21 protein-coding genes and 3 pseudogenes are annotated in these 25,779 nt (G+C 72.9%); 20 read left to right on the top strand and 4 right to left on the bottom strand.

Annotation, left to right across the window (positions count from 1 at the left end; genetic code table 11):
- Positions 1-5 precede the first annotated feature (5 nt).
- The 6 genes and pseudogenes from Voc01_RS23735 to Voc01_RS54670 all read left to right on the top strand — a co-directional run.
- Complete coding sequence (locus Voc01_RS23735; RefSeq protein ID WP_203929831.1) at positions 6-929, top strand: DUF58 domain-containing protein; 924 nt, start codon at positions 6-8, stop codon at positions 927-929.
- Positions 930-993: 64 nt separating this feature from the next.
- Positions 994-1,953 (top strand): VWA domain-containing protein, encoded by a 960-nt coding sequence (locus Voc01_RS23740; protein ID WP_203929729.1) that lies wholly within the window; start codon positions 994-996, stop codon positions 1,951-1,953.
- A gap of 12 nt (positions 1,954-1,965) precedes the next feature.
- Positions 1,966-2,658 (top strand): response regulator transcription factor, encoded by a 693-nt coding sequence (locus Voc01_RS23745; RefSeq protein WP_203929730.1) that lies wholly within the window; start codon positions 1,966-1,968, stop codon positions 2,656-2,658.
- Between the two features lies 1 nt (position 2,659).
- Positions 2,660-3,877 carry a sensor histidine kinase gene (locus Voc01_RS23750; RefSeq protein ID WP_203929731.1) on the top strand — a complete coding sequence of 406 codons (1,218 nt, stop codon included), beginning with the start codon at positions 2,660-2,662 and terminating at the stop codon, positions 3,875-3,877.
- A 487-nt stretch (positions 3,878-4,364) separates the two neighbouring features.
- Entirely contained in the window at positions 4,365-5,504 is a 1,140-nt protein-coding gene (locus Voc01_RS23755) for a hypothetical protein (RefSeq protein ID WP_203929732.1), read from the top strand.
- A 1,397-nt stretch (positions 5,505-6,901) separates the two neighbouring features.
- Positions 6,902-7,312: pseudogene (locus tag Voc01_RS54670) on the top strand (sensor histidine kinase); the annotation flags it as partial.
- Between the two features lie 1,037 nt (positions 7,313-8,349).
- On the opposite strand, the pseudogene Voc01_RS54675 reads toward Voc01_RS54670, so the two are convergent.
- Positions 8,350-8,988 (bottom strand): annotated as a pseudogene (locus Voc01_RS54675) (pentapeptide repeat-containing protein); the annotation flags it as partial.
- 93 nt (positions 8,989-9,081) lie between these two features.
- Here Voc01_RS54675 and Voc01_RS23765 point away from each other — a divergent pair.
- The 7 genes from Voc01_RS23765 to Voc01_RS23795 all read left to right on the top strand — a co-directional run bounded on the left by Voc01_RS23765 (position 9,082) and on the right by Voc01_RS23795 (position 16,124).
- Positions 9,082-9,507 carry a roadblock/LC7 domain-containing protein gene (locus Voc01_RS23765; RefSeq protein WP_203929734.1) on the top strand — a complete coding sequence of 142 codons (426 nt, stop codon included), beginning with the start codon at positions 9,082-9,084 and terminating at the stop codon, positions 9,505-9,507.
- A 64-nt stretch (positions 9,508-9,571) separates the two neighbouring features.
- Positions 9,572-10,084: a DUF742 domain-containing protein gene (locus Voc01_RS23770; RefSeq protein ID WP_203929735.1), complete on the top strand. Its 513-nt coding sequence runs from the start codon at positions 9,572-9,574 to the stop codon at positions 10,082-10,084.
- On the top strand, positions 10,062-10,643 hold the full coding sequence (locus Voc01_RS23775; RefSeq protein ID WP_203929736.1) for a GTP-binding protein: 582 nt from the start codon (positions 10,062-10,064) through the stop codon (positions 10,641-10,643). Before Voc01_RS23770 ends, Voc01_RS23775 begins: the two co-directional genes overlap by 23 nt.
- Positions 10,644-10,662: 19 nt before the next feature.
- Positions 10,663-11,862: a sugar ABC transporter substrate-binding protein gene (locus tag Voc01_RS23780; protein ID WP_203929737.1), complete on the top strand. Its 1,200-nt coding sequence runs from the start codon at positions 10,663-10,665 to the stop codon at positions 11,860-11,862.
- Positions 11,855-13,030 carry a sugar ABC transporter substrate-binding protein gene (locus Voc01_RS23785; RefSeq protein WP_203929738.1) on the top strand — a complete coding sequence of 392 codons (1,176 nt, stop codon included), beginning with the start codon at positions 11,855-11,857 and terminating at the stop codon, positions 13,028-13,030. Before Voc01_RS23780 ends, Voc01_RS23785 begins: the two co-directional genes overlap by 8 nt.
- Entirely contained in the window at positions 13,023-13,811 is a 789-nt protein-coding gene (gene fabG / locus Voc01_RS23790) for a 3-oxoacyl-ACP reductase FabG (RefSeq protein ID WP_203929739.1), read from the top strand. The genes Voc01_RS23785 and fabG overlap by 8 nt, the downstream gene beginning before the upstream one ends.
- 438 nt (positions 13,812-14,249) lie before the next feature.
- Positions 14,250-16,124, top strand: a complete 1,875-nt coding sequence (locus Voc01_RS23795; RefSeq protein ID WP_203929740.1) for an elongation factor G — start codon at positions 14,250-14,252, stop codon at positions 16,122-16,124.
- 258 nt (positions 16,125-16,382) lie between these two features.
- Here the strand turns inward: Voc01_RS23795 and Voc01_RS23800 are convergent, their stop codons facing one another.
- Positions 16,383-17,372: an ATP-dependent DNA ligase gene (locus tag Voc01_RS23800; protein ID WP_203929741.1), complete on the bottom strand. Its 990-nt coding sequence runs from the start codon at positions 17,370-17,372 to the stop codon at positions 16,383-16,385.
- 79 nt (positions 17,373-17,451) lie between these two features.
- On the opposite strand from Voc01_RS23800, the gene Voc01_RS23805 reads away from it, so the two are divergent.
- The 5 genes from Voc01_RS23805 to Voc01_RS23825 all read left to right on the top strand — a co-directional run bounded on the left by Voc01_RS23805 (position 17,452) and on the right by Voc01_RS23825 (position 24,043).
- Positions 17,452-19,527, top strand: a complete 2,076-nt coding sequence (locus tag Voc01_RS23805) for a sensor histidine kinase (RefSeq protein ID WP_203929742.1) — start codon at positions 17,452-17,454, stop codon at positions 19,525-19,527.
- 81 nt (positions 19,528-19,608) lie between these two features.
- Positions 19,609-20,811, top strand: coding sequence for a GAF domain-containing sensor histidine kinase (locus Voc01_RS23810; protein ID WP_203929743.1), 1,203 nt, complete (start codon positions 19,609-19,611; stop codon positions 20,809-20,811).
- Between the two features lie 66 nt (positions 20,812-20,877).
- The gene (locus Voc01_RS23815; RefSeq protein ID WP_203929744.1) at positions 20,878-22,176 is read left to right on the top strand and encodes a vWA domain-containing protein; all 1,299 of its coding nucleotides are present in this window, start codon (positions 20,878-20,880) and stop codon (positions 22,174-22,176) included.
- Positions 22,173-23,120 carry an ARPP-1 family domain-containing protein gene (locus Voc01_RS23820; RefSeq protein ID WP_203929745.1) on the top strand — a complete coding sequence of 316 codons (948 nt, stop codon included), beginning with the start codon at positions 22,173-22,175 and terminating at the stop codon, positions 23,118-23,120. Before Voc01_RS23815 ends, Voc01_RS23820 begins: the two co-directional genes overlap by 4 nt.
- A gap of 200 nt (positions 23,121-23,320) precedes the next feature.
- On the top strand, positions 23,321-24,043 hold the full coding sequence (locus tag Voc01_RS23825; RefSeq protein ID WP_203929746.1) for a YqjF family protein: 723 nt from the start codon (positions 23,321-23,323) through the stop codon (positions 24,041-24,043).
- Here the strand turns inward: Voc01_RS23825 and Voc01_RS23830 are convergent.
- On the bottom strand, positions 24,030-24,554 hold the full coding sequence (locus Voc01_RS23830; protein ID WP_203929747.1) for a hemerythrin domain-containing protein: 525 nt from the start codon (positions 24,552-24,554) through the stop codon (positions 24,030-24,032). The genes Voc01_RS23825 and Voc01_RS23830 overlap by 14 nt on opposite strands.
- 88 nt (positions 24,555-24,642) lie before the next feature.
- On the opposite strand from Voc01_RS23830, the gene Voc01_RS23835 reads away from it, so the two are divergent.
- On the top strand, positions 24,643-24,858 hold the full coding sequence (locus Voc01_RS23835; protein WP_203929748.1) for an AsnC family protein: 216 nt from the start codon (positions 24,643-24,645) through the stop codon (positions 24,856-24,858).
- Positions 24,858-25,442, top strand: a pseudogene (locus Voc01_RS54680) (Clp protease N-terminal domain-containing protein); the annotation flags it as partial. The gene Voc01_RS23835 and the pseudogene Voc01_RS54680, both read left to right, overlap by 1 nt.
- 20 nt (positions 25,443-25,462) lie before the next feature.
- Here the strand turns inward: Voc01_RS54680 and Voc01_RS23845 are convergent.
- Positions 25,463-25,774: a DUF3817 domain-containing protein gene (locus tag Voc01_RS23845; protein ID WP_203929750.1), complete on the bottom strand. Its 312-nt coding sequence runs from the start codon at positions 25,772-25,774 to the stop codon at positions 25,463-25,465.
- Positions 25,775-25,779 lie beyond the last annotated feature (5 nt).

Below are 25,779 nucleotides of genomic sequence, written 5' to 3' on the forward strand. Positions count from 1 at the left end.
CCACGATCCACCAGCTCGCACCGCAGCAGCGGCTGCGGCGGCTGGAGCTCGTGATCACCCGGCGGCTGGACGGCCTGCTGCACGGCCAGCACCTCGGCCTGCTGCCGGGCCCGGGGAGTGAGCCGGCGGGCAGCCGCGAGTACCGGCCGGGTGAGGACGAGGTCCGGCGCATGGACTGGGCGGTCACGGCCCGCACCACGGTGCCGCACGTCCGCACGGTCGACGCCGACCGCGAGCTCACCACCTGGGTGCTCGTCGACGGCACGGCCAGCATGGACTTCGGCACCGCCGACCACGAGAAGCGGGAGCTGGCGGTCGCGGCCGTGGCGGCGGTGGGGTTCCTCACCGCCGGTCACGGCAACCGCCTCGGCGGGTTCGTCGTCGGGAGCGGGCCGATGCGCCGCTACCCGCCGCGGACGGGCAGGATCCACCTGCTCGGCATGCTGCGGGCGCTCCTCGACCGCGAACGCCAACCGGAGGGCGAGGCACCCGGGCTGCACGACGCGATCGGGTCGATGGCGAGGCTCGCGGCGCGGCGCGGCCTGGTCGTCGTGGTGAGTGACTTCCTGGACCAGCAGAGCGCGGCCTGGGAGACCTCGATGCGACGCCTCGCGGCCCGCCACCAGGTGCTGGCCGTGGAGGTCCTCGACCCTCGCGAGCTGGAGCTTCCCGACGTCGGTCTGCTCACGCTCGTCGACCCGGAGACGGGCCGCAAGCGCGAGGTGGCGACGACGCGCAAGCTGCGCGAACGCTACGCCGCCGCGGCGGCCGGGCAGCGCCTGGAAACGGCGGCGGCCATCCGCCGCACGGGCGCCGCCCACCTGCGCCTGCGCACCGACCGCGACTGGATCTTGGACCTGGTGAAACACGTGCACGCCCAGCGCCGCCTGGCCCGGGCGGCACACAGACCCGGAGGGGGCGCGGCATGACGACCGAGCGAAGCTCGGGCGGCGTGACGGCGCGTCCTTGTGCGGCATACGGAGGTGGAGCTTCGTGACATTTGAATCGCCGGCGAGGTTGTGGCTGCTCATCGGGGTGGCGGCGCTGGCCATCGCGTACGTGTTCGTGCAGCGACGGCGTAGCCGTTACACCGTCCGCTTCACGAACCTGGCGCTGCTCGACAAGGTCGCGCCGAAGCGACCGGGCTGGCGCCGGCACCTGCCGGCGGGCCTGTTCCTGGCGATGCTGGTGCCGCTGGTGGCCGGCTTCGCCCGGCCCGCCGACGACGTCGAGGTTCCGCGCGAGCGGGCCACGGTGATCGTCGCCGTGGACGCGTCGACCTCGATGCGGGCCACCGACGTCGACCCGAGCCGGCTGCAGGCGGCCGAGGACGCCGCGCGCGAGTTCGTGCGCGGGCTGCCCGAGGAGTTCAACGTCGGCCTGGTGACGTTCGCCGGTGGCGCGAGCCTGCAGGTGGCGCCGACCACCGACCGGGCGGCGCTGGAGGCCGGCATCGAACGGATCTCCGACGGCTACGCCGGTGCGCAGGGCACGGCGATCGGTGGCGCGATCGACGCGGCGCTGCAGGCGATCCGCGGCTTCGACGCGGAGGCCGGCGAGGAGCCGCCGCCGGCGCGGGTCGTGGTGCTCTCCGACGGCGCCAACACGTCCGGGCGCAACCCGGCGGAGGTGTCGGCGGAGGCGGCCGCGGCGGAGGTGCCGGTCGACACGATCGCGTTCGGCACCGCCGACGGCACGATCAGCCAGGGCGGCCGCACCACCCGGGTGCCGGTCGACGGCGGGACGCTGGAGCAGGTCGCCACGGCGACCGGCGGCGGCTACCACGAGGCGGGCAGCAGCGACGAGCTGCGGGCCGTCTACGAGGACATCGGCTCCGACGTCGGGTACGTCACGCGGAAGCAGGACGTCTCGGCGCGCTTCATCGGCGTGGGTCTGATCTTCGCGATGGCGGCGGCGGCCACATCCATGCTCTGGTTCGCGAGATTGCCCTAGGTTCGAAGAATCATGCGATTGCTCCTGGTCGAAGACGAGGAAGATCTGGCCGGCGCGCTCCGACTCGGGTTGGAGCGCGCCGGCTACGCCGTCGACGTCGCCGGTGACGCCGCCGACGCCTACGAGCGCCTCGCCGTGAACGCCTACGACCTCATGCTGCTCGACATCAACCTGCCCGACGCCGACGGGTTCACGGTCTGCCGCGCGATCCGCCGCGGCGAGGTCGACGTCGCCGGCGGCCCGGGCCTGCGGATGCTCATGCTCACCGCGCGTGGCGCGTTGAAGGACCGCGTGCGCGGCCTCGACGAGGGCGCCGACGACTACCTGGTCAAGCCGTTCGCGCTGGCCGAGCTGCTGGCGCGGGTCCGGGCGCTGCTGCGCCGCGACACCGCGGCGGTCGGCTCCGTGCTGACCGTCGGTGACCTGCAACTGGACGCCGCGCGGCACAGCGCCTCCCGCGGCGGCGCGCCGCTGCGCCTGACGCCGAAGGAGTTCGGCGTGCTGGAGTACCTGATGACCCGGCCCGGGCACGTGGTGCCGGCCGAGGAGCTGCTCGAGCACGTCTGGGACGAGAATGCCGACCCGTTCACCGAGACCGTGCGGGTCACCGTCGGCACGCTGCGCCGCAAGCTCGGCACCGGCTCCGACGAGGGCCCGCTGATCGAGACCGTGGTCGGGCGCGGGTACCGCCTGCGGGAGGACTGACATGAGGCTGCCCCGGTTCACCCACTCGATCCGGTTCCGCCTGACCGCCCTGTACTCGCTGCTGCTGTTCGCGCTGGCCGGGTCGGCCCTGGTGGTGACGTACGTGGCCGTCGAGCGGAGCACCGATCCGAAGCCGATCACCGAAAGCTACGAGGTCGAGCTGCGCAAGCGCGGCTACGACGGCCGCGAACGCACGATCGACACGGTCGACATGGCCGCCGTCGAGGAGGTGGAGTCGGCGGTCAACTTCCGCACGCTGCAGACGCTGCGCAACTACTCCGGCCTCGCCCTCGGCGGCCTGTTCCTGGCCAGCCTCGGCATCGGCTGGGTGCTGTCGGGCCGGGCGCTGCGCCCGGTCGGCCGGATCGCCCGCACCGCACGCGAGATCCAGGCGACCGACCTGTCCCGCCGGATCGACCTCGGCGGCTACCGCGACGAGCTGCGCGACCTCGCCGACACGATCGACTCGATGCTCGGCCGGCTCGACTCGGCGTTCGCCGCCCAGCGGCAGCTCATCGACGACGCCTCGCACGAGCTGCGGACGCCGCTGGCGATCATCCGGGCGAACCTCGACGCGACGCTCGCCGTCCCCGGAACGGGGTCCGAGGAGCGCGACCGGGCCGTCGCGGTGATCGACCGGGCCACCGTGCGGATGTCGCGGCTGGTCGAGGACCTGCTGGCGACCGCGCGGCGGGAGGCCGAGGGCTTCGACGACGCGGCCGTCGACCTGGCCGAGGTGGCGCGGGAGGCGGGTGAGGAGTTCGCGGCGGTGGCGGGGGAGCGGGGGGTGGCGATCGAGTACGCGCTGGGTAGCGGGCTCGTCGCGTCCGGCGACCACGACGCGCTGCGCCGCGCGGTGGCGAACCTGCTGTCGAACGCGGCCCGGCTCGCGCCCGCCGACACCGTCGTCACCGTGGGCGCCGGCAACATCGACGGATGGTTGTGGATCGCGGTGGCCGACCGCGGTCCGGGCATCGACTCTGGCGACCGCGAGAAGGTCTTCGACCGGTTCTGGCGGCGCGAGACCGGGGGGCGCGACCGGGGCGAGCGGCGGACCGGGCTGGGCCTCGCGATCGTGCGGCAGATCGTGGAGTCGCACGGCGGCCGGGCGGCGGTGCACTCGACCGTGGGCGCCGGCAGCACGTTCGTCCTCTGGCTTCCCGCCGACGGGGTGGAGGGTCCGGTGCCGATCGAGGTGAATCCCCTGGTGAAGGCCTGACCCGGTCATGATTCCGGACCGGTTCCGGGCATGAGGGAGGCCGGCACTCACGGGGGAAAGTGCCGGCCTCGAATAACAAGGGTATGGCCTGCACGCGCGCTGTGCAATCGGCCGTCGGCAACCCGACGGGAGGAAAATTTCGCAGGTTCGCCCGGTTGTCGACCGCTTCAAGATCGAGTAATCACGCTGCGACAGCATGCGATGTTCGGATGGCCGCAAGACGGCTGATCGGCCGATGTCTGCCTTCCGGTGTTGACCGGACGTGCACCTTTCGACGTAGATTCACGGACGGTCGGAAATCCGGGGAGGGAGATCACTCGTCCCTGGCTTCCGCGTAGGGCCGAGGGCTCCGCGCGGAGTGGCGGAGAGAGCGGTTTCCCGCCAGCGCCGGTCGCGGAAGCGGCGGGTGGTGGCGGCAGAGCGGGAGGCGACATTGGCGGTCGCGGAACGCCGGTCCAGCGTTGGCTGGGTTCGGGTGGTCACAGCGGTGGTTCTCGCGGTGGCCGTACTGGTGCCACTGGCCACGGTCGCCGCGTGGGCGTCGTCCGACAACGGCGACGGTCGTACCCGCATCGAGGCGGAACGACAGGGCGTGGAGTACCTGCGTCCGCTCACCGCACTGCTCGGCGCGCTGGTCACCGGCCAGAGCGCCGCAGTGCGCGGTGAGCAGGTCGACAACCAGCAGCTGGAGGCCAGGCTGGCCGACGTCGAGCTGGTGGAGCTGCGCAACGGCGCCGAGCTGAGCACCCGGTCACGGTGGCCCATCCTGCGCGACTCGATCCGGGAGCTGGTGCGCAGCGCCGGCAACCCCGGCCTCGACGCGTACCAGCGCTGGGCCCAGGCGGTCGACCTGACCGTCGCGCTCGTCCGGCGCGTCGGTGACACGTCGCGGCTGTTCGTCGACGCCGAGGTCGACTCGTCCTACCTCATCGACGCCGGTCTGCTGCGGCTGCCCGAGATCATCCAGGCGGCGGGCCAGCTCTCCGACCTCGGTCACCTCAATCCCGGTCTCAGCGCCACCGACCCGCGGGCGGCGGTGCTGCGCGACCGCATCGCGACGAACGCCGCGCAGGTGGCGACCGGGCTGGGCAACGTGGCCGACGCCAGCAGCAACGAACGGGTGGGCAGCGCGCTGCTGTCGCCGCTCGACCAGTTCGGCGCGGCCACCGACCAGCTCGCACCGTCGGTCGCGGTCGCGAGCATGCCGCCGCTGCCCGACAACCTCACCGCCGCCTCGGTCGGCGTCCGCGACTCGTCGGGCCGGCTGGCCCAGACCGTCTGGGCCGAGCTCGACCGGCTCCTCGTCATCCGGCTCGACGACCTGTCCAGCCGGCGGATCGAGATCCTCGTGGTGTCGGTGCTCGGCCTGCTGGTGGCGGTCGCGGTCGGAGTCGCGCTGCTCGTGATGACCCGGCGCACGCCGGCGTCGCCGCGCCGGCGCAGCCCCGCGCACGCCGCACCGGAGGACCCGACGCCCGAGGGCGGCCAGTCGCTGGGTGCGTCGCTGAGCGCGACGTTCGGCACCGAGCCGCCCGGCCAGCCCGGCGGGCTGTACACCGGTCCGCACTCCGACCCGGCGATCGCCGCCGTCGTGAACACACCGAGATCCGCGGCAGGTGCCCGGTGATCTTCCGGCTCCGCCGGCGGCTCGGCCGGCTGCGGGTCTCCCAGCGCCTGGCCCTGCTGGTGCTCGTCCCGCTCGCCGCGGTGGTCGGCCTGGCCGTCCCGGTCGTCACCGACCGCGTCGACAGCGCGCAGGCGCAGGCGTCGATCGCCGACGAGGCGGAGACCCGCCGCACCGTCGGCTCGGTGCTCGAGGAGCTCCAGCGGGAGCGGCTGCTGTCGCTGATGTACCTGGCCGTCGACTCCGCCGACAGCAGCTCCGTCGTGCGGCAGAGCCAGGCCGTCAACGACGCCATCGACGACCTGCGCAGCCACGCCGACCAGCGGCTGCGCCCCGGCATCGCCGAGCTGGTCACGCTGCTGGGCATCGTGCGGCCGCGCGTGCTCGACCGCAGCGTGCTGAGCATGGTGGCGCACGAGGTGTTCAGCCGCGGCATCGAAGCGATCATCTACAACATCCCGCCGCCCACCGCGGCCGGCACCGACGCGGCGCTGTCGCCGTCGGCGCCGCTCGACGAACTGCTGCGCGCGAACGAGCAGGCGGCCCGGTTCGGCACCGCGGCCCTGGTCGCGGTCGTCGAGGCGGCACCGGGCGAGAAGCTGCTCCGCGAGGCCGAGGTCGGGCTGGAGCTGTACACCGCCCGCTTCACCCAGCTGGCGAGCGTCAACCAGCGCAGCCTGCTCACGGCGGCCGAGAACAGCCAGGCCTCGCAGCGGGTCGTCGCGCTGGCCGCCAACCCCGGCGAGGGCGCCCTCAACGAGAAGGTCATCCGCATCGCGTCGGCGGTCGAGACCTACACGACGCTGCGCCGGCTCGTCGGTGACCGCATCGCCCGCGAGATCACCGACGCGGCCGCCGAGGACGCCAACGCCGCGCTGCGCGAGGCGATCATCGTGGGCCTCCTCGCGTTCCTCCTGCTGCTGTTCGTGGCCGCGCTCGCCGCCGCCGGTGCCCGGTCGATCGCGGTACCGCTGGCCCAGCTGAACGCCGCCGCGGTCGCGGTGGCCCGGGCCACCGGGCGGGAGCTGGAACGGGTCAGCGACGTCGAGAACCAGTCGGAGTCGACGCCTGCCCTGAGAGCCGTGCCCACCACCGGACCCGGTGACGTGGCCGACCTGGCGGCCGCGTTCAACCAGGTGCAGGAGGGCGCGGCGGCGCTGCTGGAGCGGCAGGTCACCACGCGGCGCAACGTCTCGGCGATGTTCGCGACCGTCGCCCGGCGCACCCGGAACCTGGCCGACCGGCAGCTGAACCTCATCGACGTCCTCGAACGCCAGCAGCAGGACCCGCAGCTGCTGGAGCGGCTGTACCGCCTCGACCACGTCGCCACCCGCCTGCGCCGGAGCGCCTCGGCGCTGCTGGTGGTGTCGGGTGCCGCCGACGACCCGGCCACCGGCCCGATGCGGCTCGCCGACGTCGTGCGGGCGGCCGCCGCCGAGATCGAGCAGTTCACCCGGGTGCGGCTGGAGGACGCCGTCGACGTGGCGGCCGTGCCCCGCGTGGTCTCCGACCTGATCCTGCTCGTCGCCGAGATCCTCGACAACGCGGTGTCGTACTCGCCACCGCCCGGCCCGGTGACGGTGTCGGTCTCGGTTCTCGGCGAGGGCTGCCGGATCTCGATCGCCGACGTCGGCATCGGCATGTCGGCCGACCAGCTTGAGGCCGAGAACAAGCGGCTGGTCGACCGGGAGCGGCTGGAGATCGCACCCACCCGGGTGCTGGGGCTGTTCGTGGTGGGCCGGCTGGCCCGCCGGCACGGCCTCACCGTGACGCTGCTGGCCAACGAGCCGCAGGGTGTGCTCGCCCACATCGACCTGCCCGCCCGCCTGCTCACCGCACCGGTCGGGGTCACCGCGCCGGCGCCGCAGCCCCGCGGCATGCGCCAGGCGGTCCGCAGCGCCGCCGCGTCGACGCTCCCGGTGCCCGAGCGCACGGTCGTCGCGATGCGGACCGCGGCCGGCGAGCACTTCGACTGGTTCGGCGACCCGCCGATGCTCCCGGCCGGCGCGCAGCCGGCGATGCTTCCCGGTCCCATGGCCGACGACGAGACCGGTCCGCTGCCCGTCCGCGGCGGGGCCGACGCCATGCCGCTGGCCGCGTTGGGCATGCCGCGCGCGGGCCGGACCCCGCCGGCGTCGGCCGTGCCGTCGCCGCTCGTGCCGCCGTCGGTCGCGTCGGGCCCGATCGTGCCGTCGGCCGGCGGGCGGCCGCTGGCCCCGGCCGCGCCCACCGCGTTCGCCGGGCCGCCGTCGATGCCCGCGGCGCCGGTGGGAGGAGCGCCGGGCTTCGGGGGAGCGTCGGTTCCGCCGATCCGTCCCGGCTCGCTGCGTGACCGTCCGCAACTGCCCGGCGAGGGCCCGACGGCCGCGGTTCCGCTCCCGTCGACCCGGTCCCCGCTCCCGCCCGACGGTCCGGCCGACGGGCCCGACGCCGACGGCGGCCCCGTCGAGGAGCGGGGCGGGCTCAGCCGGCGCGTTCCCGGCCGCAACCTGCCGAGCGGCATCCCGGCGGCCGACCAGCGCGATCCGGCACCGGTCGACCCGGCGATCGCCCGCGCCGAGGCGGAGGCGTTCAGCCAGGGCTTCGCCCGCGGCGTGGCGACCGTCCCCGGCACGACGCGTCCGTCGGAGCAGCCCGGGACGTCCGACACCCGGCCCCTGGCGCGGCCCGGGTCCCCGGCCGGGGAGTCGTCGGCGCCGCCGCAGTGGCCGCTGTCGGCCGCGATCCCGACGCAGCGCGCACCGATGCCGGCCGAGCGGCTCGACCGGGACGCTCCGGTGAGCCCGGCTCCCACCGGCAACGCGCCGGTGAGTTCGGCACCGGTGAGTTCGGCACCGGTGAGTTCCGCACCGGTGAGTTCGGCACCGGTCAGCTCCGCGCCGGTGAGTGCCGCACCGGTCAGCCCTGCGCCGGTCAGCGGCGCGCCGGTGAGTTCAGCGCCGGTCAGCGCCGCGCCGGTGAGTTCGGCGCCGGTGAGTTCGGCGCCGGTCAGCCCCGCGCCGGTCAGTTCCGCGCCGTTCAGCCCGGCGGCTTCGGGCGGTTCCGCGCCGGTCTCCGGGATACCGACCGGTTTCCCGCCGGCCGGGGTCGCGACCCCGGGCCCGGTGGCACCGATCGGGCCCACCCCCGAGGACGCCGCCCGGTACCCGCTCCCCGCCCGCCGGGTGCCCGGAAGCACACGCAACGGGTGGGCCGGCGAGGACACCCAACCGGTCCCGCCTCCGGCCGCCCGACCCCCGGCGGTGCCGCTCGACGACGGACAGCTCACCCGGCGGGTGCCCGGCAGCCACCTCGCCAACGAGCTGCGGGCCCCCGGTGCGGTGCAGCCGGCGCCGGCGGGTACCGCCCCGCGCTCCGGGCGCACGCAGGCCCCGATCGACCGGGACCCGCAGTCGGAACAGCTCCAGCTCGACGCGATGTTCGCCGGGTTCGCCCGCGGTGCCGCCGCGGCCGAGGCCGGCAACGGTGTACCGGACCGTGGTCCCACCAACGGCGGTCCGTCGTCCCATCAACCCACCCCCAGCTATCAGTACGACAGCGGTACACCTAACGGGGCCGAACCGCAGAATGTGGAGCGACGATGACCATCGCCTCGCCGGAAGCACGTAGTTTCAACTGGCTGTTGGACCGGTTCGCCGCCGAGACCGCTGGTGTCTCCGACGCGATCGCCGTCTCGTCCGACGGACTGCTCATCGCGATGGCCACCACCAGCAACCGCGACGACGCCGAGCGGTTCGCGGCCATCACCTCCGCGATCACCAGCCTGGCCGGCGGCGCGTCGCGGCTGTACCAGATGGGCTACACCAACAAGGTCATCATCGACTTCGAGCACGGCTACCTGCTGGTGGCGACGATCTCGGCCGGATCGGCGCTGGGCGTGCTGGCGTCGCGCCGGGCCGACCTCGGCACGATCGCCTACGAGATGGCGGTGTTCGCCAACCGGGCCGGCCGCGTCCTCACCCCCCAGCTGATCGACGAGTTGAAGAACTCCGTGGCGGCGGTATGACCGCCGTAGCGGAGCGGAGGCGGGCATACCGCGGTCTTTTCGCACTTCCTCCGGGCGGCGCGGTATGAGTAGCGTGGGCCCGTCGGACCGGTTGCGGCCGTACATGCGCGGTGCCGCGGCCGAGCCCGCGCCCGGGCCGCTGCCGGCCGTGCCGGCCGGGCCGTTCCACGGGCACATCGTCGACGGCGAGATCGTCTCCGACCTGTCCGGCGACGCCCTCGACGACGACGAGCCCACCGACGCGTCCCCGCTACGCCCTTACCAGCTGACCGGCGGACGCACGGTGCCGGTCGACCCGACGCTGGCCATCGAGGCGCAGGTGGTGGCCGTCGGCGACGTGTGGGCGACGCCGCAGATGGTGCGGTACGAGCACCGAGACGTCGTGAGCGCCGCCCGGGCGCCCGTGTCGGTGGCCGAGCTCGGTGCGTTGCTGCGGCTGCACCTGCAGGTCGTGCGGGTACTCGTGGCCGACCTCGCCGCCGCCGGTCACCTGCGGGTGCTGCGCCCGCAGCACTCCATCGCCAAGGATCCGGCCATGATCGAGAGGGTGATCCGTGGGCTATCCGCAATATCCTGAGCCGATCGCTCCCACCCCGATCAAGATCGTGATCGCCGGTGGGTTCGGCGTGGGCAAGACGACCGCCGTCGGCGTCATCTCGGACTCTCCGCCGCTGACGACGGAGGCCGCGATGACCGACGTCGCCGCGCAGATCGACCGCACCGGCGAGGTGCCGGAGAAGACGACGACCACGGTCGCGATCGACTTCGGCACGATCCGGCTCGACGAGGGCCTGAAGCTGTACCTGTTCGGCACGCCCGGGCAGGACCGGTTCGGGTTCATGTGGCACGACATCTGCCTCGGGGCGCTGGGTGCGCTGGTGATCGTCGACACCCGTCGCCTCGACGACTGCTACCCGGCCATCGACTACTTCGAGCAGGCCGGCATCCCGTTCGTGGTGGCCGTCAACATGTTCTACGGCCGCCTGAAGCACAACCTCGACGACGTCCGCTGGGCGCTCGCCGCCAACGGCGACACCCCGTTGATCACGTTCGACGCGCGGTCCCGCCCGTCCGTCCGGGACGCTCTGCTCACCGTCTGCCGGCACGCGTTGGAACGTGCGACCGCCGGCGTCTAGCCCCCGTAGGAGATCTGCTGTGAAGTTCCGCCTGCGCGGGACGCTGTCGGTCGCGCTGCTCGCCGTCTCACTGGGCGCTGTGACGGCCTGCGGCTCCGACTCCCCGCCGGACGAGCCGTCGACCCCGGCGGCGGCAACCCCCGGATCCGCGTCGCCGGCCGACCTCATGACCGAGGCGAAGACCATGGTCGAGGGCGCGTTCAAGGGCACCAACAAGGCGCCCGACGGCGCGACCCGGATCGCGGCGAAGGGCTACGGGATCGCGATCATCTCGCGCGGTCAGCAGTCGCCGAGCTCCAAGGTCCCCACCGACGCGGCCGACGAGGCCGCCCGCGCGCTCGGCTGGAAGGTGGTCCGGTACGACCTGGCGCTGGATCCGCGCAAGGCCGGCCAGGCCGTCCAGTCCGCCATCGCCGAGGGCGTGCGCGGGATCGTCACCAACGTCGACTGCGCCTTCGCGCCGGCGGAGTTCGCCGCGGCGAAGGCCAAGGGCATCCTGATCATCCCGCTGTTCGCGTTCGACTGCACCGACCCGACCGTCACCGGTCAGACCGGACCGGCGCAGTTCACCACGTTCGTCAACTACACCGGCACCAACCAGCGCAGCGACCCGGGCCGGCAGAACGCCGCCGCCGGTGTGCTCGCGGCGAACGCGGTGATCCTGGCGACCGGCGCCAAGGCGAAGGTGCTGGCGTTCAACGAGACGACCTCGACGGTCCTCAACTACATGCACCTCGGGTTCGTGTCGCAGATCAAGAAGTGCACCACGTGCGAGCTGCTCGGCGAGGTCAGGTACACGGCCGCCGACGTCGCCAGCGGCGCGCTGCGCGGCATGGTCGACGAGGCGCTGCGCCGCCATCCCGAGGTCACCGCGATCCGGGGTGCGAACTCCACCGCGGTGCAGACGGCGATCGCGCCGGCGCTGCAGGCGGCGAAGAAGCAGAACCAGGTCGTGGTGGTCGGCGGCGAGGGCCAGCAGGCCGACCTCGACCTGATCCGCGCCAAGCAGGGGCTGAACATCACGATCAGCTTCGACACGCCGTGGCACGCGTGGGCCGCGATCGACACGTTGAACAGCGTGTTCAACGGCGAGCAGCCGCGGGTGCCGGGCGTCGGCGTGATGCTGATCGACCGGGAGCACAACCTCCCGCCGTCCGGACCGGTGCAGCACAACGTCGACTTCCGCTCCGTCTACAAGAAGGCCTGGGGAGTTGACTGACCGGCTCCGCCTGGTCGGGCTGGTGCTGCTGATCGGCGCGCTGACCGCGTGCGGCGGCGCCCAGCCGGCACCGCCCGACGACGACGCGACGGCGGTGCCGACCGGCACCGCGGCGGCCGAGGTGCTGGCGCAGGCCCGTGCCGTCACCGAGGCGGCCTGGAAGGGCACGTACCGCTCGCCCGACCCGGGTACCCGACTCGCCGCGAAGAACCGGAAGATCGCGGTGATCTCGCGCGGGCAGCAGTCGCCGACGTCGGCGGTGCCGGTGAGCGGCGTGGTCGAGGCCGCCCGCGCGCTCAACTGGGACGTGACCGTTCTCGACCTGAAGCTCGACCCGTCGAACGCGCCCGGCGCGGTGCAGAAGGCGATCGACCTCAAGGTGAACGGGATCGTGGCGAACTTCGACTGCGCGTACGCGCCGGCCGAGTTCGCGAAGGCGCGCCGGGCCGGGATCAGGATCGTCCCGCTGTTCGGCTTCGACTGCACCGACCCGAGCGTCACCGGGACGGCGGGCGAGCCGACGTTCACGACGTTCGTCAACTACGGCGTGGCCAGGGTCGACACCGCCCGGTACACGAAGAACTTCGGCACGGTGGCGGCGAACGCGGTGATCGCGGCGACCAACGGCACGGCGCGGGTCATCGCGTTCAACGACCCCTCGTCGACGGTGCTGAGGTACACCCACGCCGGGTTCGTCGAGCAGCTTCAGCGCTGCCCCGGCTGCGAGGTGCTCGAGGTGGTCGAGTTCGGCAGCGCCGAGCTCGGTCCCGCGCTGACGGCGAAGGTGAAGGCGGCCCTGGACCGGCACCCCGACGCCACCGTCGTCCGCAGTCCCCACTCGGCCGCGACCCAGGTGAGCATCGGTCCGGCGGTGGTCGCGGTCGGCCGGCAGGCCGACCTGGTGGTCATCGGCGGGGAAGGTCAGGCGAGAGACCTCGATCTCATCCGTACGCGACAGGGTCTCACGATGACGTTGAACACTGACTCACAATGGGCCGGTTGGGCTACCGTCGACTCGCTGAACAGCGCGTTCAACGGGGAGGAGCCCCGGCCCGCCGGGTTCGGAGGTCTGCTGGTCGACCGTGACCACAACCTGCCGCCCTCCGGACCCGTCGAGCACAATGTGAGCTTCAGGAACGTCTATCGAAAGGCTTGGGGAGTTGGCTGACAACCTCGCCGGTGAACCCGGTTCCGGCTCCGCCGGTCGTGTCGCACTGGTCACCGGCGCAGCCCGGGGTATCGGTGCCGCCACCGCTGTGCGTCTCGCCGCTGACGGCTACGCGGTCGGCGTCCTGGACCTGACCGAGGAGTCCGGCAAGGAGACCGTGGAGAAGATCACCTCGGCCGGCGGCCGCGCCATCGCGGTCGGTGCCGACGTGAGCGACAAGGCCCAGGTCGAGGCCGCGGTCGCGCGGGTCAGGGACGAGCTCGGCCCGGTGGCGGTGCTGGTCAACAACGCGGGCGTCATCCGCGACAACATGCTCTTCAAGATGACCGACGACGACTGGGAAACCGTCATGAACGTGCACCTGCGCGGCGCGTTCCTGATGACCCGCGCGGTGCAGAGCCAGATGGTCGACCAGCAGTTCGGGCGCATCATCAACCTGTCGAGCAGCAGCGCGCTGGGCAACCGCGGCCAGGCCAACTACTCGGCCGCCAAGGCCGGCCTGCAGGGCTTCACGAAGACGCTGGCGATCGAGCTCGGCAAGTTCGGCATCACCGCGAACTCGATCGCGCCCGGCTTCATCGCCACCGACATGACCGCCGCCACCGCCGAGCGGATGGGCGTCGACTTCGACACGTTCCAGAAGGCGGCGATCGAGCGCATCCCGGTGCGCCGCGTCGGCAAGCCGGAGGACATCGCGGCGCTGGCCTCGTTCCTGGCGAGCGAGGAGTCCGGCTTCGTGAGCGGCCAGATCATCTACGTGGCCGGCGGCCCGCTGAACTGACGCTCGCTGCCTCTTTTGCACAGACGGTGGTCGATCCACGCGGGTAAGCGCAGTGGATCGACCACCGTTTATGCATTGCGGGGCCGCGTTCCAGTGCAGGGCGGACATTCCGGCCGCACCCGGCGGCAGCGCCGGCGATCTTGGACGCCTGTGCACGCCATAGGGTGCACAGGCGTCCAAGATCGCCGAGCCGGCCGCTCCGCGCGGCGCCGAAGCCGCAGGACATGTCCGAAAACCGCTAGCCGCGGCATTGTCGGCGCATGCCGGAAGGATGCCGCCCGCTGAGCCCTCGCGCGGCGGGCGGCGTAATCCGGTTGCCGCCCCACGCCACGGCTGCTTCGGTAGGGCAGTAGCCGACCGAGAGGATACCGAGATGGCGCGCACGTTCATGTCTCGCGAGAAGGGAAGATTCGCCCACCCGGAGGACATGAACGCCCGGTGCACTTTCTCAACCTGGGAATCCTTGCGCACGTAGACGCCGGCAAGACCAGCCTCACCGAGCGGCTCCTGCACGCCGCCGGTGTCATCGACGAGGTCGGCAGCGTCGACGCCGGTAACACCCGGACCGACTCGATGGAACTCGAGCGCCAGCGCGGCATCACGATCAAGGCCGCCGTGGTGTCGTTCCCGCTCACCGACGACGTCACCGTCAACCTGATCGATACGCCCGGCCACCCCGACTTCATCGCCGAGGTGGAGCGGGCGCTCGCCGTGCTCGACGGTGCGGTGCTCGTCGTGTCGGCGGTCGAGGGTGTGCAGGCGCAGACGCGCGTGCTGATGCGGGCCCTCGCCCGCCTGCGCCTACCCATGCTGATCTTCATCAACAAGACCGACCGCCGTAACGCCGACCCCGGCCGGGTGCTCGCTGAGCTCGCCGGCCTGGTGCCGGCCGTCGACGCCGGAGCCGACCTGCTCCCGCACCTCGCCGAGTACGACGACGACCTTCTCGCCGCGTACGTCGACGGCGAGCACCCGGGCGACCTCACGCGGCGGTTCCGGCAGCAGACCGCCGCTGCCCGCGTCCACCCGGTGTTCTCCGGCTCCGCGATCACCGGCACGGGGGTCCCGCAGCTCATGGACGGCATCGCGACCCTGCTGCCGACGGCGGCGGCCGACCCCGACGCGCCCCTCTCGGGCACCGTGTTCAAGATCGACCGCGGGCCCGCCGGCGAGCGCATCGCCTACGTCCGCATGTTCGGCGGCACGCTGCGCGTCCGCGACCGCCTCGGCGACCTCGGCCGGATCACCGGCATCGAGGTCTTCGAGAACGGCGCGGCCGTCGCGCGTCCGGCCGTCGTGGCCGGGCGCATCGCGACGCTGCGCGGTTTGTCGCGGGTGAGAATTGGTGACGCGCTGGGTCGTCCAGCCGTTGACCGCAGCTTCGCGTTCGTGCCGCCGTCGTTGGAGACGGTCGTCGAGCCGGCCGGTCGCCGCGACGCCGGCGCCCTGCACGCGGCCCTCACGCAACTGGCCGAGCAGGATCCGCTGATCAACCTGCGGCAGGGCCGGGACGGGCTGGCGGTGTCCCTGTACGGGGAGGTGCAGAAGGAGATCATCGAGGCGACGCTGCGCAGGGAGCACGGCATCGACGTCACGTTCCGGGAGAGCACGACGATCCATGTGGAGCGCCCGGTCGGCAGCGGCAGCGCCGAGGAGGTCATCGCGACCGGCGACAACCCGTTCCTGGCCACCGTGGGGCTGCGGATCGACCCGGCGCCGCCCGGTAGCGGGCAGGCGTTCCGCCTGGAGGTCGAGCTGGGTTCGATGCCGTACGCCTTCTTCGTCGCGGTCGAGGAGACGGTGCACCGCACCCTGGCCGAGGGCCTGCACGGCTGGCAGGTCGTCGACTGCACCGTGACGATGAACCGCTCCGGCTACTGGGCACGGCAGAGCCACTCCCACGGCACGTTCGACAAGAGCATGTCCAGCACGGCCGGCGACTTCCGGAATTTGACCCCACTGGTTCTGATGGACGCGCTACGCGCGGCCGGCACCCGCGTGTACGAGCCCGTGCACGCGTTCCACCTGGACTGCCCGGCCGACCTGTTGCCAGCGCTGCTCCCGACGCTGGCCCGCCTGCGGGCCGTGCCACTGGGTGCCACCGGCGGTGAGATCACCGGCGAGATCCCGGCCGCCTCGGTGCACGACCTGCAGCTGGTCCTGCCATCGCTGACGAGGGGCGAAGGAACCCTGGAAACCACGTTCGACCACTATCAGCCTGTGGCGGACCCGCCACCGGACCGGCCGAGAACCGACCACAACCCGCTGAACCGCAAGGAGTACCTGCTGGCCGTGGTCCGCCGAGTCCCCTGACACACCGCGCGCCCGTTCTGCGCGTGCCCGCGCGCTCGTGCCGTCGCCCCGCGCGCGTGCCCCCGCGTTCCCGCGCGCCTGTTCCCCGCGTGCCCCGCGCCCGTATGCCCCCGCGCCCGTCCACCGTGCCCCGAGCGCCTGTGCCCCACGCCCGCCGCGTGCCGTCGCCGTTCACGCCGCCGTCGCCTTCCGTGCCTTCCGCGTGCCCGCCGCGCGTGTGGGGCGGCGTGTGGGGCGGCGGACGCGCGCAGGCCGGCGTTACACGTCCAGCAGGGGCACGTCGTACACGGACAGGTCAGCGCGCATGCGCACGAAGCGCACCGCGTGCCGCCACCGGCTGTGCTCGTACGCCGAGTCCACCTGGACCTCCGCCACGATCACTGGTGCGACCTGCCGGTACTCCAGTGGCCCCGACCGGTCGAAGGCGCCGGTCCAGCCGGCCGGAAGCGGGCGGGGCCAGGGGTGGTTGATCCGGCCGTCGCGGCGGGTGCCCGCCGGCGTGAGCAGTGGGGCGAGGTCGGCCTGCGCCGGTGCCGCGAGCGGCGTGGTGCGCCCGGCGTACCGGAGGCGGCCGTCGGCGTCGAAGCGGGCGAGGAGAAGCACCTCGGGTCGGGTGGTCGGGCCGAGCACCCCGGCGACGATCGCCTCGGTGGTGTGCCGGCGGCGTAGCTTGCGCCAGCCGCGCCGGCCCGGCTGGTAGCGGCTGCGCACCGGCTTGATCACCAGCCCTTCGACGCCCTGGGCGGTCCAGGCGTCGAGCCATTCGCGGGCTTCGGCCGGGTCGGTCGTCTGCGGGCACACGGTGAGCTGCGGGGGCGCGTCGGCCAGCGTCGTGGTCAGGGCCGCGCGGCGGTCGGCGAGGGGCCGGTCGAGCAGTTCCGCGCCGTCGGACTGCAGAAGATCGAAGGTGACCAGGTGAGCGGGGTGCCTGTACGCCTCGCGCACCGGGCTGCCGGCGGCCACCCGCCGCTGGAGGAGGGCGAAGCTGGTCCGGTTGCGTTCGGGTTCCCAGATGACCAGTTCGCCGTCGAGCACCAGGCCGGGCGGCAGCGCGCGGGCGAGCCGGGTGACCTCGGGGAAGTACCCGGCGAGCGGCTTACCGCTGCGCGACTGCAGGTAAACGCCGGAGGCGGTGTCCCGGAACACCAGGACACGCCAGCCGTCCCACTTGGGCTCGTACACGTACGCCCCGGTCGGTAGCCGGTCGACCGCCGTGGAGAGCATCGGCGTGACGGGCGGCGTGAGCATGCGGACCCCAGCTGGTCGGGCGGGGGTCGAACTTCGGAGACTGGACCCGCTGGTCCGGTCACCTTGCAATAGTGACAGAATGTGGCGATTTACGGCGATATCGCGGAAGTATGTCGCGCGCCCGCTGCTCGTGTGGGCGCTGCTGCTCGCCGCGGTCGCCACGGGCGTCTACTGGGTGGACACGAACGGCCACCACGAACTGGAGCACCGCTTCCGGCTGCGCGTGGTGATCGCGTCGGACTTCGTGTCGACCTACGCCGAGGACCTCATCGCCCGGGAACGCACGCAGGCCCTGCAGTTCCTCTCCGGTCCGACCGTCGAGGCCCGCGTGTTCGAGCAGGCGGTCGCGTCGTTCGGCTACTCCGCCGCGGTACTGCTCGACAGCAACGGGCAGGCGATCCACGCCGTGCCCGCGAACCCGACCACGCTGGGCGTCGACCTCACCACCCGGTACGAGCACCTGCGCGTGGCCCTGCGCGACGGCCGGCCCAGCGTGTCGTCGGTGGTGACGTCGGCGGCGGAGGGCCTGCCCGTGGTCTCGTTCGCCACGCCGTACGAGACGCCGGCCGGGCGACGCGTGTTCGCCGGTGCCATCGACATCCGGTCCAGCTCGCTCGGCAACTACCTCAGCCACGCGATCGCGTTGGCCGGCAGCCACGTCTACCTGGTCGACAACGCCGGACACGTGGTGGGTGCCAACCAGAACGTCGTCGGCATCAGCACCCTCGCCGAGCACGAGCCGGAGCTGGCGCACGCGGTCGCCCGGAATGAGAGCGGCTCCTACGAGTCCGACGAGGAGGCGTGGCACTACGACTCGGCCCCCGTGCCCGGCACGCCGTGGAAGCTGGTCGCCTCGGTGCGCAACGAGGTGCTGTACCAGCCGATGGACGGAACCGCCGCGGGTGGCTGGGTGGGGCTCGGTGGCCTGGCCGTCCTCGGTCTGTTCGGCGTGCGGCTGTGGGCCCGCAGCGCCCGGAACCGGGCGGAACTGCGCGAGAGCGAGGAGCGCTTCCGTGGCCTGTTCGACGGCTCGCTCGTCGGCATGCTGCTCGTCGGCGCGTCCAACGGGCGGTTGCTGCGGGTCAACCCGGCGCTGTGCGACCTGCTCGGCTACCGCGGCACGACGCTGGCCGGCCAGACCCTCGACGACATCGTGCACCCCGACGACCTGGCGGCCTACGACTCGCTGCGGGCCGACGCGGTGGCCGGCACCCGGCGCGGGTTCACCACCGAGCTGCGGTTCGTCGACGCGATGAGCCGCGCGCTGCCGGTGGCCCTCACCGCGACGCTGGTGCGCGACGCCGACGGCCGGCCGCTGTACTTCGCCGCGCAGGCCGTCGACGTCAGCGAGCGGCACCGGTGGGCGGCCGAGCAGCGCCGCATCCAGGTGGAGCTGACCAGCCGCGCGGGCGACCTGGAGCGGGCCAACGACGCGCTCAGGTCGGCGCAGCAGCGCACCGCCGACCTCGTCGCGATGCTGTCCCACGACGTGCGCCAGCCGCTGGGGGTCATCACCGGCTACTGCGAGGTGCTGCTGGAGGGCTGGGAGGCCCTCAGCGACGAGAAGAAGCTGCGCGAGGTGGGCCGCATCTCCCGGGCCGGCGGCAAGATGATGGAGCTGGTCGAGGAGGTGCTGACGCTCACCGAGGTCGACCAGGGTGGCCTGAAGGCCCGGCGCAGCGGCATCCGCATGGAGGAGGCGCTCGGCGAGGCCCTCGACGGTCTCAGCGCCTCCGAACGCCCGCGCACCCGCGCCGACGTGGAGCCTGGCCTCGCCGTGCTGGCTGACGCCCGTCACCTTCAGCAGATCCTCGTGAACCTGTTGAGCAACGCCCACAAGTACGGCGGCGAGGACGCCGAGGTGCGGGTGCAGGCGGGCCGGCTGGACAACGCGCTCGTGGAGATCGTCGTGTCCGACTCCGGCGAGGGGGTGCCCCCGGAGTTCGTGCCGCACCTGTTCGAACGGTTCAGCCGGGCGGCGAGCGGTGTCGCGCCGACCCGCACCGGTACGGGTCTCGGCCTGTACATCGTGCGCGAGCTGGTCGAGGCCAACGGCGGGACGATCCGGTACGAGCCGAACCGCCCGACCGGCAGCCGGTTCGTGGTGGAGCTGCCGGCCGACCCCGCGCGCGTGCGCGAGCTGACGTCGAGGTGATCGATCTGGCGGACAGCCGCCGACCGGCTGACCTACCGTGAGGTCGTTGGGGGACGCCGAGTTCGGGGGAGCTGGGGTGCGATGGTTGCTCCGACGCGTGCACAGACCGACCGCGCCGTCCGCGACCTCGGCCTGCTCGCCGCCCGGCCGGAGCCCGACCTCGACACGATGGTCGAGCTGACCGCCGCGATCTGCGGCACCCCGGTCGCGCTGGTGTCGGTGCTCGACCACGACCACCACACGGTCATGTCCGGGTTCGGCGTCGAGGCTGGTGCGCCGGTGCGCGGCCAGGCCCTGTGCGCGCAGACGATCAGCGGCCACGGCCTGCTCGTGGTGCCCGACGCGCGGGCCGACCCGCGGTTCGCCGACCACGCCGACGTCCGGAACGAGCCCGGTGTGCGCTTCTACGCCGGTGCGCCGCTGGTGACCGCCGACGGCTTCGCCCTCGGCACCCTGTGCGTCACCGACGCGGTGCCCCGCCGTCTCGGGCTGGGCCAGCTCCGCGCGTTGCGCGCGCTCGCTCGTCAGGTGACGACGCTCCTGGAGCTGCGGCACGGCGCCACCCGGCTGGCCCGCGAGTCGGTGCGGCGGCACGAGACCGAACGCCTCCACGACGAGCTGGTGCCGCTGCTCCGCGGTGAGCTGCGCCAGCCGCTGGCCGAGCTGCGCCGCAACGTCGAGGTGCTCCGCGACGTCGAGTTCTGCCCCGCGGAGGTGGCCGCCCGGCTCGGTGCCTCGGCCCACGCGCACGCACCGGTTCTGCTGCGGCTGCTCGACAACCTGATGCGGATGGCCGAACCTGCCGCCGCCCAGTCGCACAGCGAGGCGACGGCCAACGAGCGGCGCGCGGTCGACCTGAACACGCTCGTCGAGTGGTCGGTGCGCGAGGTGCGCCCGATCGCCGAGGCGCGCGACATCCACCTGCGCCTCGACGCGGGTCCGGCCGCGCCGGTGCCGGCCGACCCGCGCCGGCTCGCGCAGGCGTTGGCACACCTCATGTTCAGCGCCGTGAAGTTCACGCCGCCGACCGGACGCATCCGCGTGCGGATCGCCGGTGGACCCGCGGCACCGATGCTGGAGGTGCGGGTGCTCGGTCTCGCCGACGCACCCGCGACGCTGTTCCCGCACCTGGTGAACGGCGCCCTCGGCGCGCCGCCGGTGTCGGGCGAGGACGCGGGGCTCGCCGCCCTCAAGGTGGTGCTCGACGCGCACCACGCCGCGGTGGCGGTGTGCGACACCCCGGGCGAGGGAACCGCGCTGCAGGTGGTGTTCCCGCCCGCCTAGCGGTGGAAAACCCTTCCCGCAAAGGGTTTTCGGGAACCTATCGTCGTCTCCGACAAGGAGACGACGATGAATGCAGAACTGATCGCCCAGCTGACGGCTGAGCTCGCGGCTTCCGATGAGCCGCTGCGGGTGTCGCGCTCCGGCCGGATCACGGGGCCGGCCGGAGCCGACGCCCACGACGCCGCGTACGCGGCCGACGCCGAGGCCTACGCCCTCCTCGCGCTCGTGCCCGGCACCTCGGTCGAGCAGCGGGCCGGCATTCTCCTGCGCCTCCTGGGCGCGTCGCGTACCGGGATGAGCGCGCAGACCCGGCGCACGGTCGAGCGGGTCACGCGGGTCCTCGTCCTCGGCCTGCCGGCGCACACGGTCGGCACGGTACTGCTGGCGCTGCGGCACCGGCGGGCGAACCACAAGCACGTCACGCGCGCCGCGCTGCGGCTGCTCACCGAGCACGCCGAGGCGGCGACGTTCGTGCGCACGCACCGGCGGATGGCGGTGTCCATTGTGGAGCACGCGCTCGGCAAGGCGACCGCCCGCGGCGTCGCGCGCGCCCTGCGCACCGGCGAGGTCGTCGCCGACGTGCGGCGGTCCTTCCTGCGGTTCGTGTCCGACCCGGCGCTCGCCACCCAGCGGCTGCTGGAGGTCTACGCCGAGGCGCGGGTCGACGAGGTCGCGGTGGGCGTCCAGCGGCTCGACCTCGACCTCGACGGTGAGCGGCCGGCCGTCGTCACCGCGACCAACCGCGGCGACCTCGCCGCGACGCTCGTGCACCGGTTCCGGGGCGGCGACTCCGCCGACCTCGACGCCGCGCAGGAGCGGTACCTGGCCGCGGCGGCCGCCGCGGTGCCGCGGTTCCCGGGCCGGCTGGCCCTGGTGATCGACCGGTCGGCGTCGATGGACGGCTACGGCGAGCGGGAGTGGGCGGTGCGTTCGCAGGTGGCGGCGCTGGAACTGGTGCTGCGTCAGCGCAGCGCCGAACTGGTCACCGTGTACACGCCGGGTTCGGGCACCGACCTGGCGGGCGGCGTCGTCGCGGCGCTGCGCGAGCGGCCCGACCTGGTGGCGGTGGTCTCCGACGGATACGAGAACACCTACCCGGGCGACCTGGCCCGCGTGGCGGCGACGCTGCCGCGGCTGGGCGTGCGGACGGGTGTCGTGTTCTGCACGGCGACGTTCAGCCACAGCGACGATCTCACGCTGCGCCGGCCGGCACCCGGCCTGCCGCGGCGGGCGTTCTGGCACGAGGCCGACTTCGCGTCGCTCGTGCTGTGGATGCTGTTCCAGACGGAGGCCGCCGACGCGGCCGAGTGGCAGCGCACCGCCCTGCGGGAGCGACTGTCCATTGTGGAAGGAGGTGCGGGATGACCGCCCTCGCGATGATCGACCTGGCCGGCTTCCGGCTGGGCGTACCGCAGCGCGCCGGTGTTCTCACCGTCGTGCCGGTGTTCGGTCCGGCGTACCCGGGGGTGCTGTCGCCGCGTGACGGCGTGAAGCTCGCCCGGGTCGACGGGTACGGCACCGTGATCCTGCGCAACCCGGGCAGCGACGGCGTGGCGATCGTGCCCCTGCACATCGGTTACGTGCAGGACGGCGCGCAGAACCACGCGCTGTGCCGGTCGGCGTTCCTGGCCGCCGGCCAGGAGCTGCGGTTCACCGACGCGTGCTGCGTGCAGGAGACCACCGGTGGCTACCTCGGCGAGCGCGACCAGTGGTTCTTCACGCTGCCGGTCGAGCTGCGGGCGGCGGCGCTGGAACTGCGCGGCGAAGCCAACTACAGCAAGCTGTGGGGAGCGATCTCCCGGCTGAACCGCGGCTACGGCCTGCCGGGCCGGGGCCACCTGGAGTCGATCCTGGCGCGCAAGCGCAACGTGCTCACGCAGTTCCGGAGCCGGCTCGAGCTGGTCGCGGAGCAGTTGGGTGCGCTGTTCTTCCTCGGTTCCCGGCTGGTCGGCGCCGAGATCGCGCCGTCGCCGGCGTACTTCGCCGACGTGTGGCCGGCGCTGGTCTGCTTCGCCTACGGCCCGGCGGCCATGCGCCGCGAGCCGGTGGCGGAGTCGGCGGTGGAGCCGTACGCGGTGTCGACGCTCGACGAGCTGGAGTCGGCCCGCGCGGCCGACGTCGCCGCGCGGGCCGACGAGGTGCGCGGCTGGATCGACGCGGCGAACTGGACCGCGCCGGCGGTCACCGAGGAGGACCGTTACCTCCACATGCGACTGTGCACAGTGGACGGTGAGCGCGTCGCCGGCCAGGTCGTGCTGGCCGACGACCGTCCGGTCTACGCCTCGCTCTTCAGCAAGGAAATCAATTGACCGCGTAGGCACGGGAAGTGTCTACTAGAGACACGCCGGGAACTGCACCGGGCATGGCGAGCGGAACCTCGAATTCCAAGCGCGAGAACCGATTGCATATGGAGCAATTAAATGCTCGCCGCCGCGCTGGTCGCCCGTCCCGGCAAGACCTCAACAGAGTACGACCCCCGGGGAATCCCGGGGGTCGTACTCTTCTGTGCGTGGTGACCATTCCCGAATCGCCCGTGGTGCACCGGCCGGTCATGTACCAGAGCTGGCTCGACCTGACGTTCCTGCACTGGCGCTACCCGGCCGACGTCGTGCAGCGGCTGCTGCCGCCCGGCCTCACCGTGCAGGAGTTCGACGGCTCCGCGTGGATCGGGCTGGTGCCGTTCACGATGAGCGGCGTCCGGTTCCCCGGTGTGCCGGCGCTGCCGTGGATGTCGCGGTTCCCGGAGACGAACGTGCGCACGTACGTCACCGGTCCCGACGGGTCGCAGGGCATCTGGTTCTTCTCGCTCGACGCCACCCGCCTGCCCGCCGTGCTCGTCGGGCGCACCACGTACCGGCTTCCGTACGTGTGGTCGCGCATGCGGGTCCAGGCCACGCCGGGCCGGTTCCGGTACACCTCCGCCCGCCGGTGGCCGGGTCCGCGCGGGGCGCGGTGTGACGCGGTCGTGGCGAGGGGACCGGCGATCGAGCCGGGTGCGCTCGAATACTTCCTGACCTACCGGTTCCAGCTGTACTCGGTGATCCGGGGCAGGCTCGTGCAGGCGCTGGCGGCCCACGGGCCGTGGCCGCTGTTCGGCGGAACGCTGGAGTCGTTGTCGGAGAACGTGATCGCCGCCGGTGGTCTGCCCGCACCGGAGGGCGAGCCGCTGGTGCACACCTCACCCGGGGTCGCCGTGCGCATCGGGGGATGGCGGCGGGTCACAGGTCGCTGACCTTGGTGGGCCGGTTGGCGAGGGCGTCGCGCACGCGGTCGACCAGGCCGCTGCCGGCGGCGCCGAGGCGGGTGCCCGGCACGTGGGGATGCGGACGGGTCGGCGCGATCCGCTTCGCGGCCTCGGCCCGGCTACCGAGGTCGGCCAGCCGGTCGGGTGGGCAGGCGTGGCGCACCCGCGGGAACAGGTCGCGTTCCTGCTCGTCGACGTGGGCGCGGACGGCCACGATCACGGCCGTGAGGTCGGTGTCCTGGACCGCGTCGAGGGCCCGTTCGACGTCGGCGTGCTGCCGCAGTCCGCGGTCGGCCAGCGCGTCGCCGTCGGGCAGCAGGTCCCGGACGGCCGGGTAGAGGTACAGCTCCTCGGCCACCGCGTGCCTGACCACCTCGGCCACGATCACGTCGACGAGGTCACGGCGGTGCGCGGGGTCGCTGTCACCGGTCTCGAGTTCGGTGAACAGGCTCTCGATCCGCCGGTGATCGGTCACCAGCACCTCGATCAGATCCGTCATGTCACCCGGGTTACCCCTCCCGCCACTGCCGGTACCGTGGTGTCAACAAAGGTTGACGACTGGCCAGTTGTCAATGTAGGTTGACAGCATGGAAGAGCCGAACCAGTCGGTCGCGGCGGCAGCCAGCAGCGCCGACCCCACCGTGGGTCTGCGCGCCGTCGTCGCGCTGTACCGGCTCGCCGAGACGCTCGAGGCGCTCCAGGTGCGCAACGCCCGTCACAAGGGCTGGTCGTGGCAGGAGATCGCCGACGCGCTCGGCGTCAGCAAGCAGGCCGTACACAAGAAGCACTCGGGGAGGGTGTGATGTTCGAACGGTTCACGCACGAGGCCCGCGAGGTGGTCGTCGGCGCGCAGGAGGTCGCCCGGCGGCTGGACCACCCACGGATCGGCACCGAGCACCTGCTGATCTCGCTGCTCGAGGGCGGCGGCTGGCTCGCCGGCCTACTGAACGACCACGGACTCACGGTGCGGCGGGCCGAGGCGGCCGTCGGCCGGCACCGCGGCAACGCGCCCGGCATGCTCGGACCGGCCGACGCCGCCGCGCTCAAGGTCATCGGCATCGACCTCGACGCGGTGCGCGCCCACCTGGAGGAGAACTTCGGCCCCGAGCCGCTGGCCCCGCCGCCCGCGCCGCCGCCCAGGCGACGGTTCGGACTGCGCCGCTCCCGGCCCGACGAGGGCGGCGCGCCCAAGGGGCACATCCCGTTCTCGCCGCGCGCCAAGAAGGTGCTCGAACTGTCGCTCCGCGAGGCGCTGCGGCTCGCCGACCGCGAGATCCGCACCGAGCACATCCTGCTCGGCCTCATCCGCGAGGGTGAGGGCCTGGCCGCGCTGGTGCTCGCCGGTGCCGACATCGACCTGAAGGACCTGCGCGTCGAGGTCGAGCAGCGGATGCCGAAGAGAGCCGCCTAGACCGTCGCCGGCTCGGCCGAGCGGATCTTCGAGGTCGCCCAGCGCTCGGCCCAGAAGCTGAACACCGGGATCGTGCCGGCCAGCATCACCAGCGCGATCCGGCCGAGCGGCCACCGGGCCTTCATGCCGAGGTTGAACGTGACCACCAGGTAGACCATGTACAGAAAGCCGTGCACCGGCGCGATCACCGTGGCGAAGCCGTCGGAGTCGGCGAGGTACTTCAGCGGCATCGCGACCAGGATGAACAGGATCAGCACCACGCCGACGACGTAGGCCACCACCCGGAACCGGGTGAGCGCAGCGGACATGCTTG

This window comes from Virgisporangium ochraceum (assembly GCF_016863655.1).
Classification (GTDB): Bacteria; Actinomycetota; Actinomycetes; order Mycobacteriales; family Micromonosporaceae; genus Virgisporangium; species Virgisporangium ochraceum.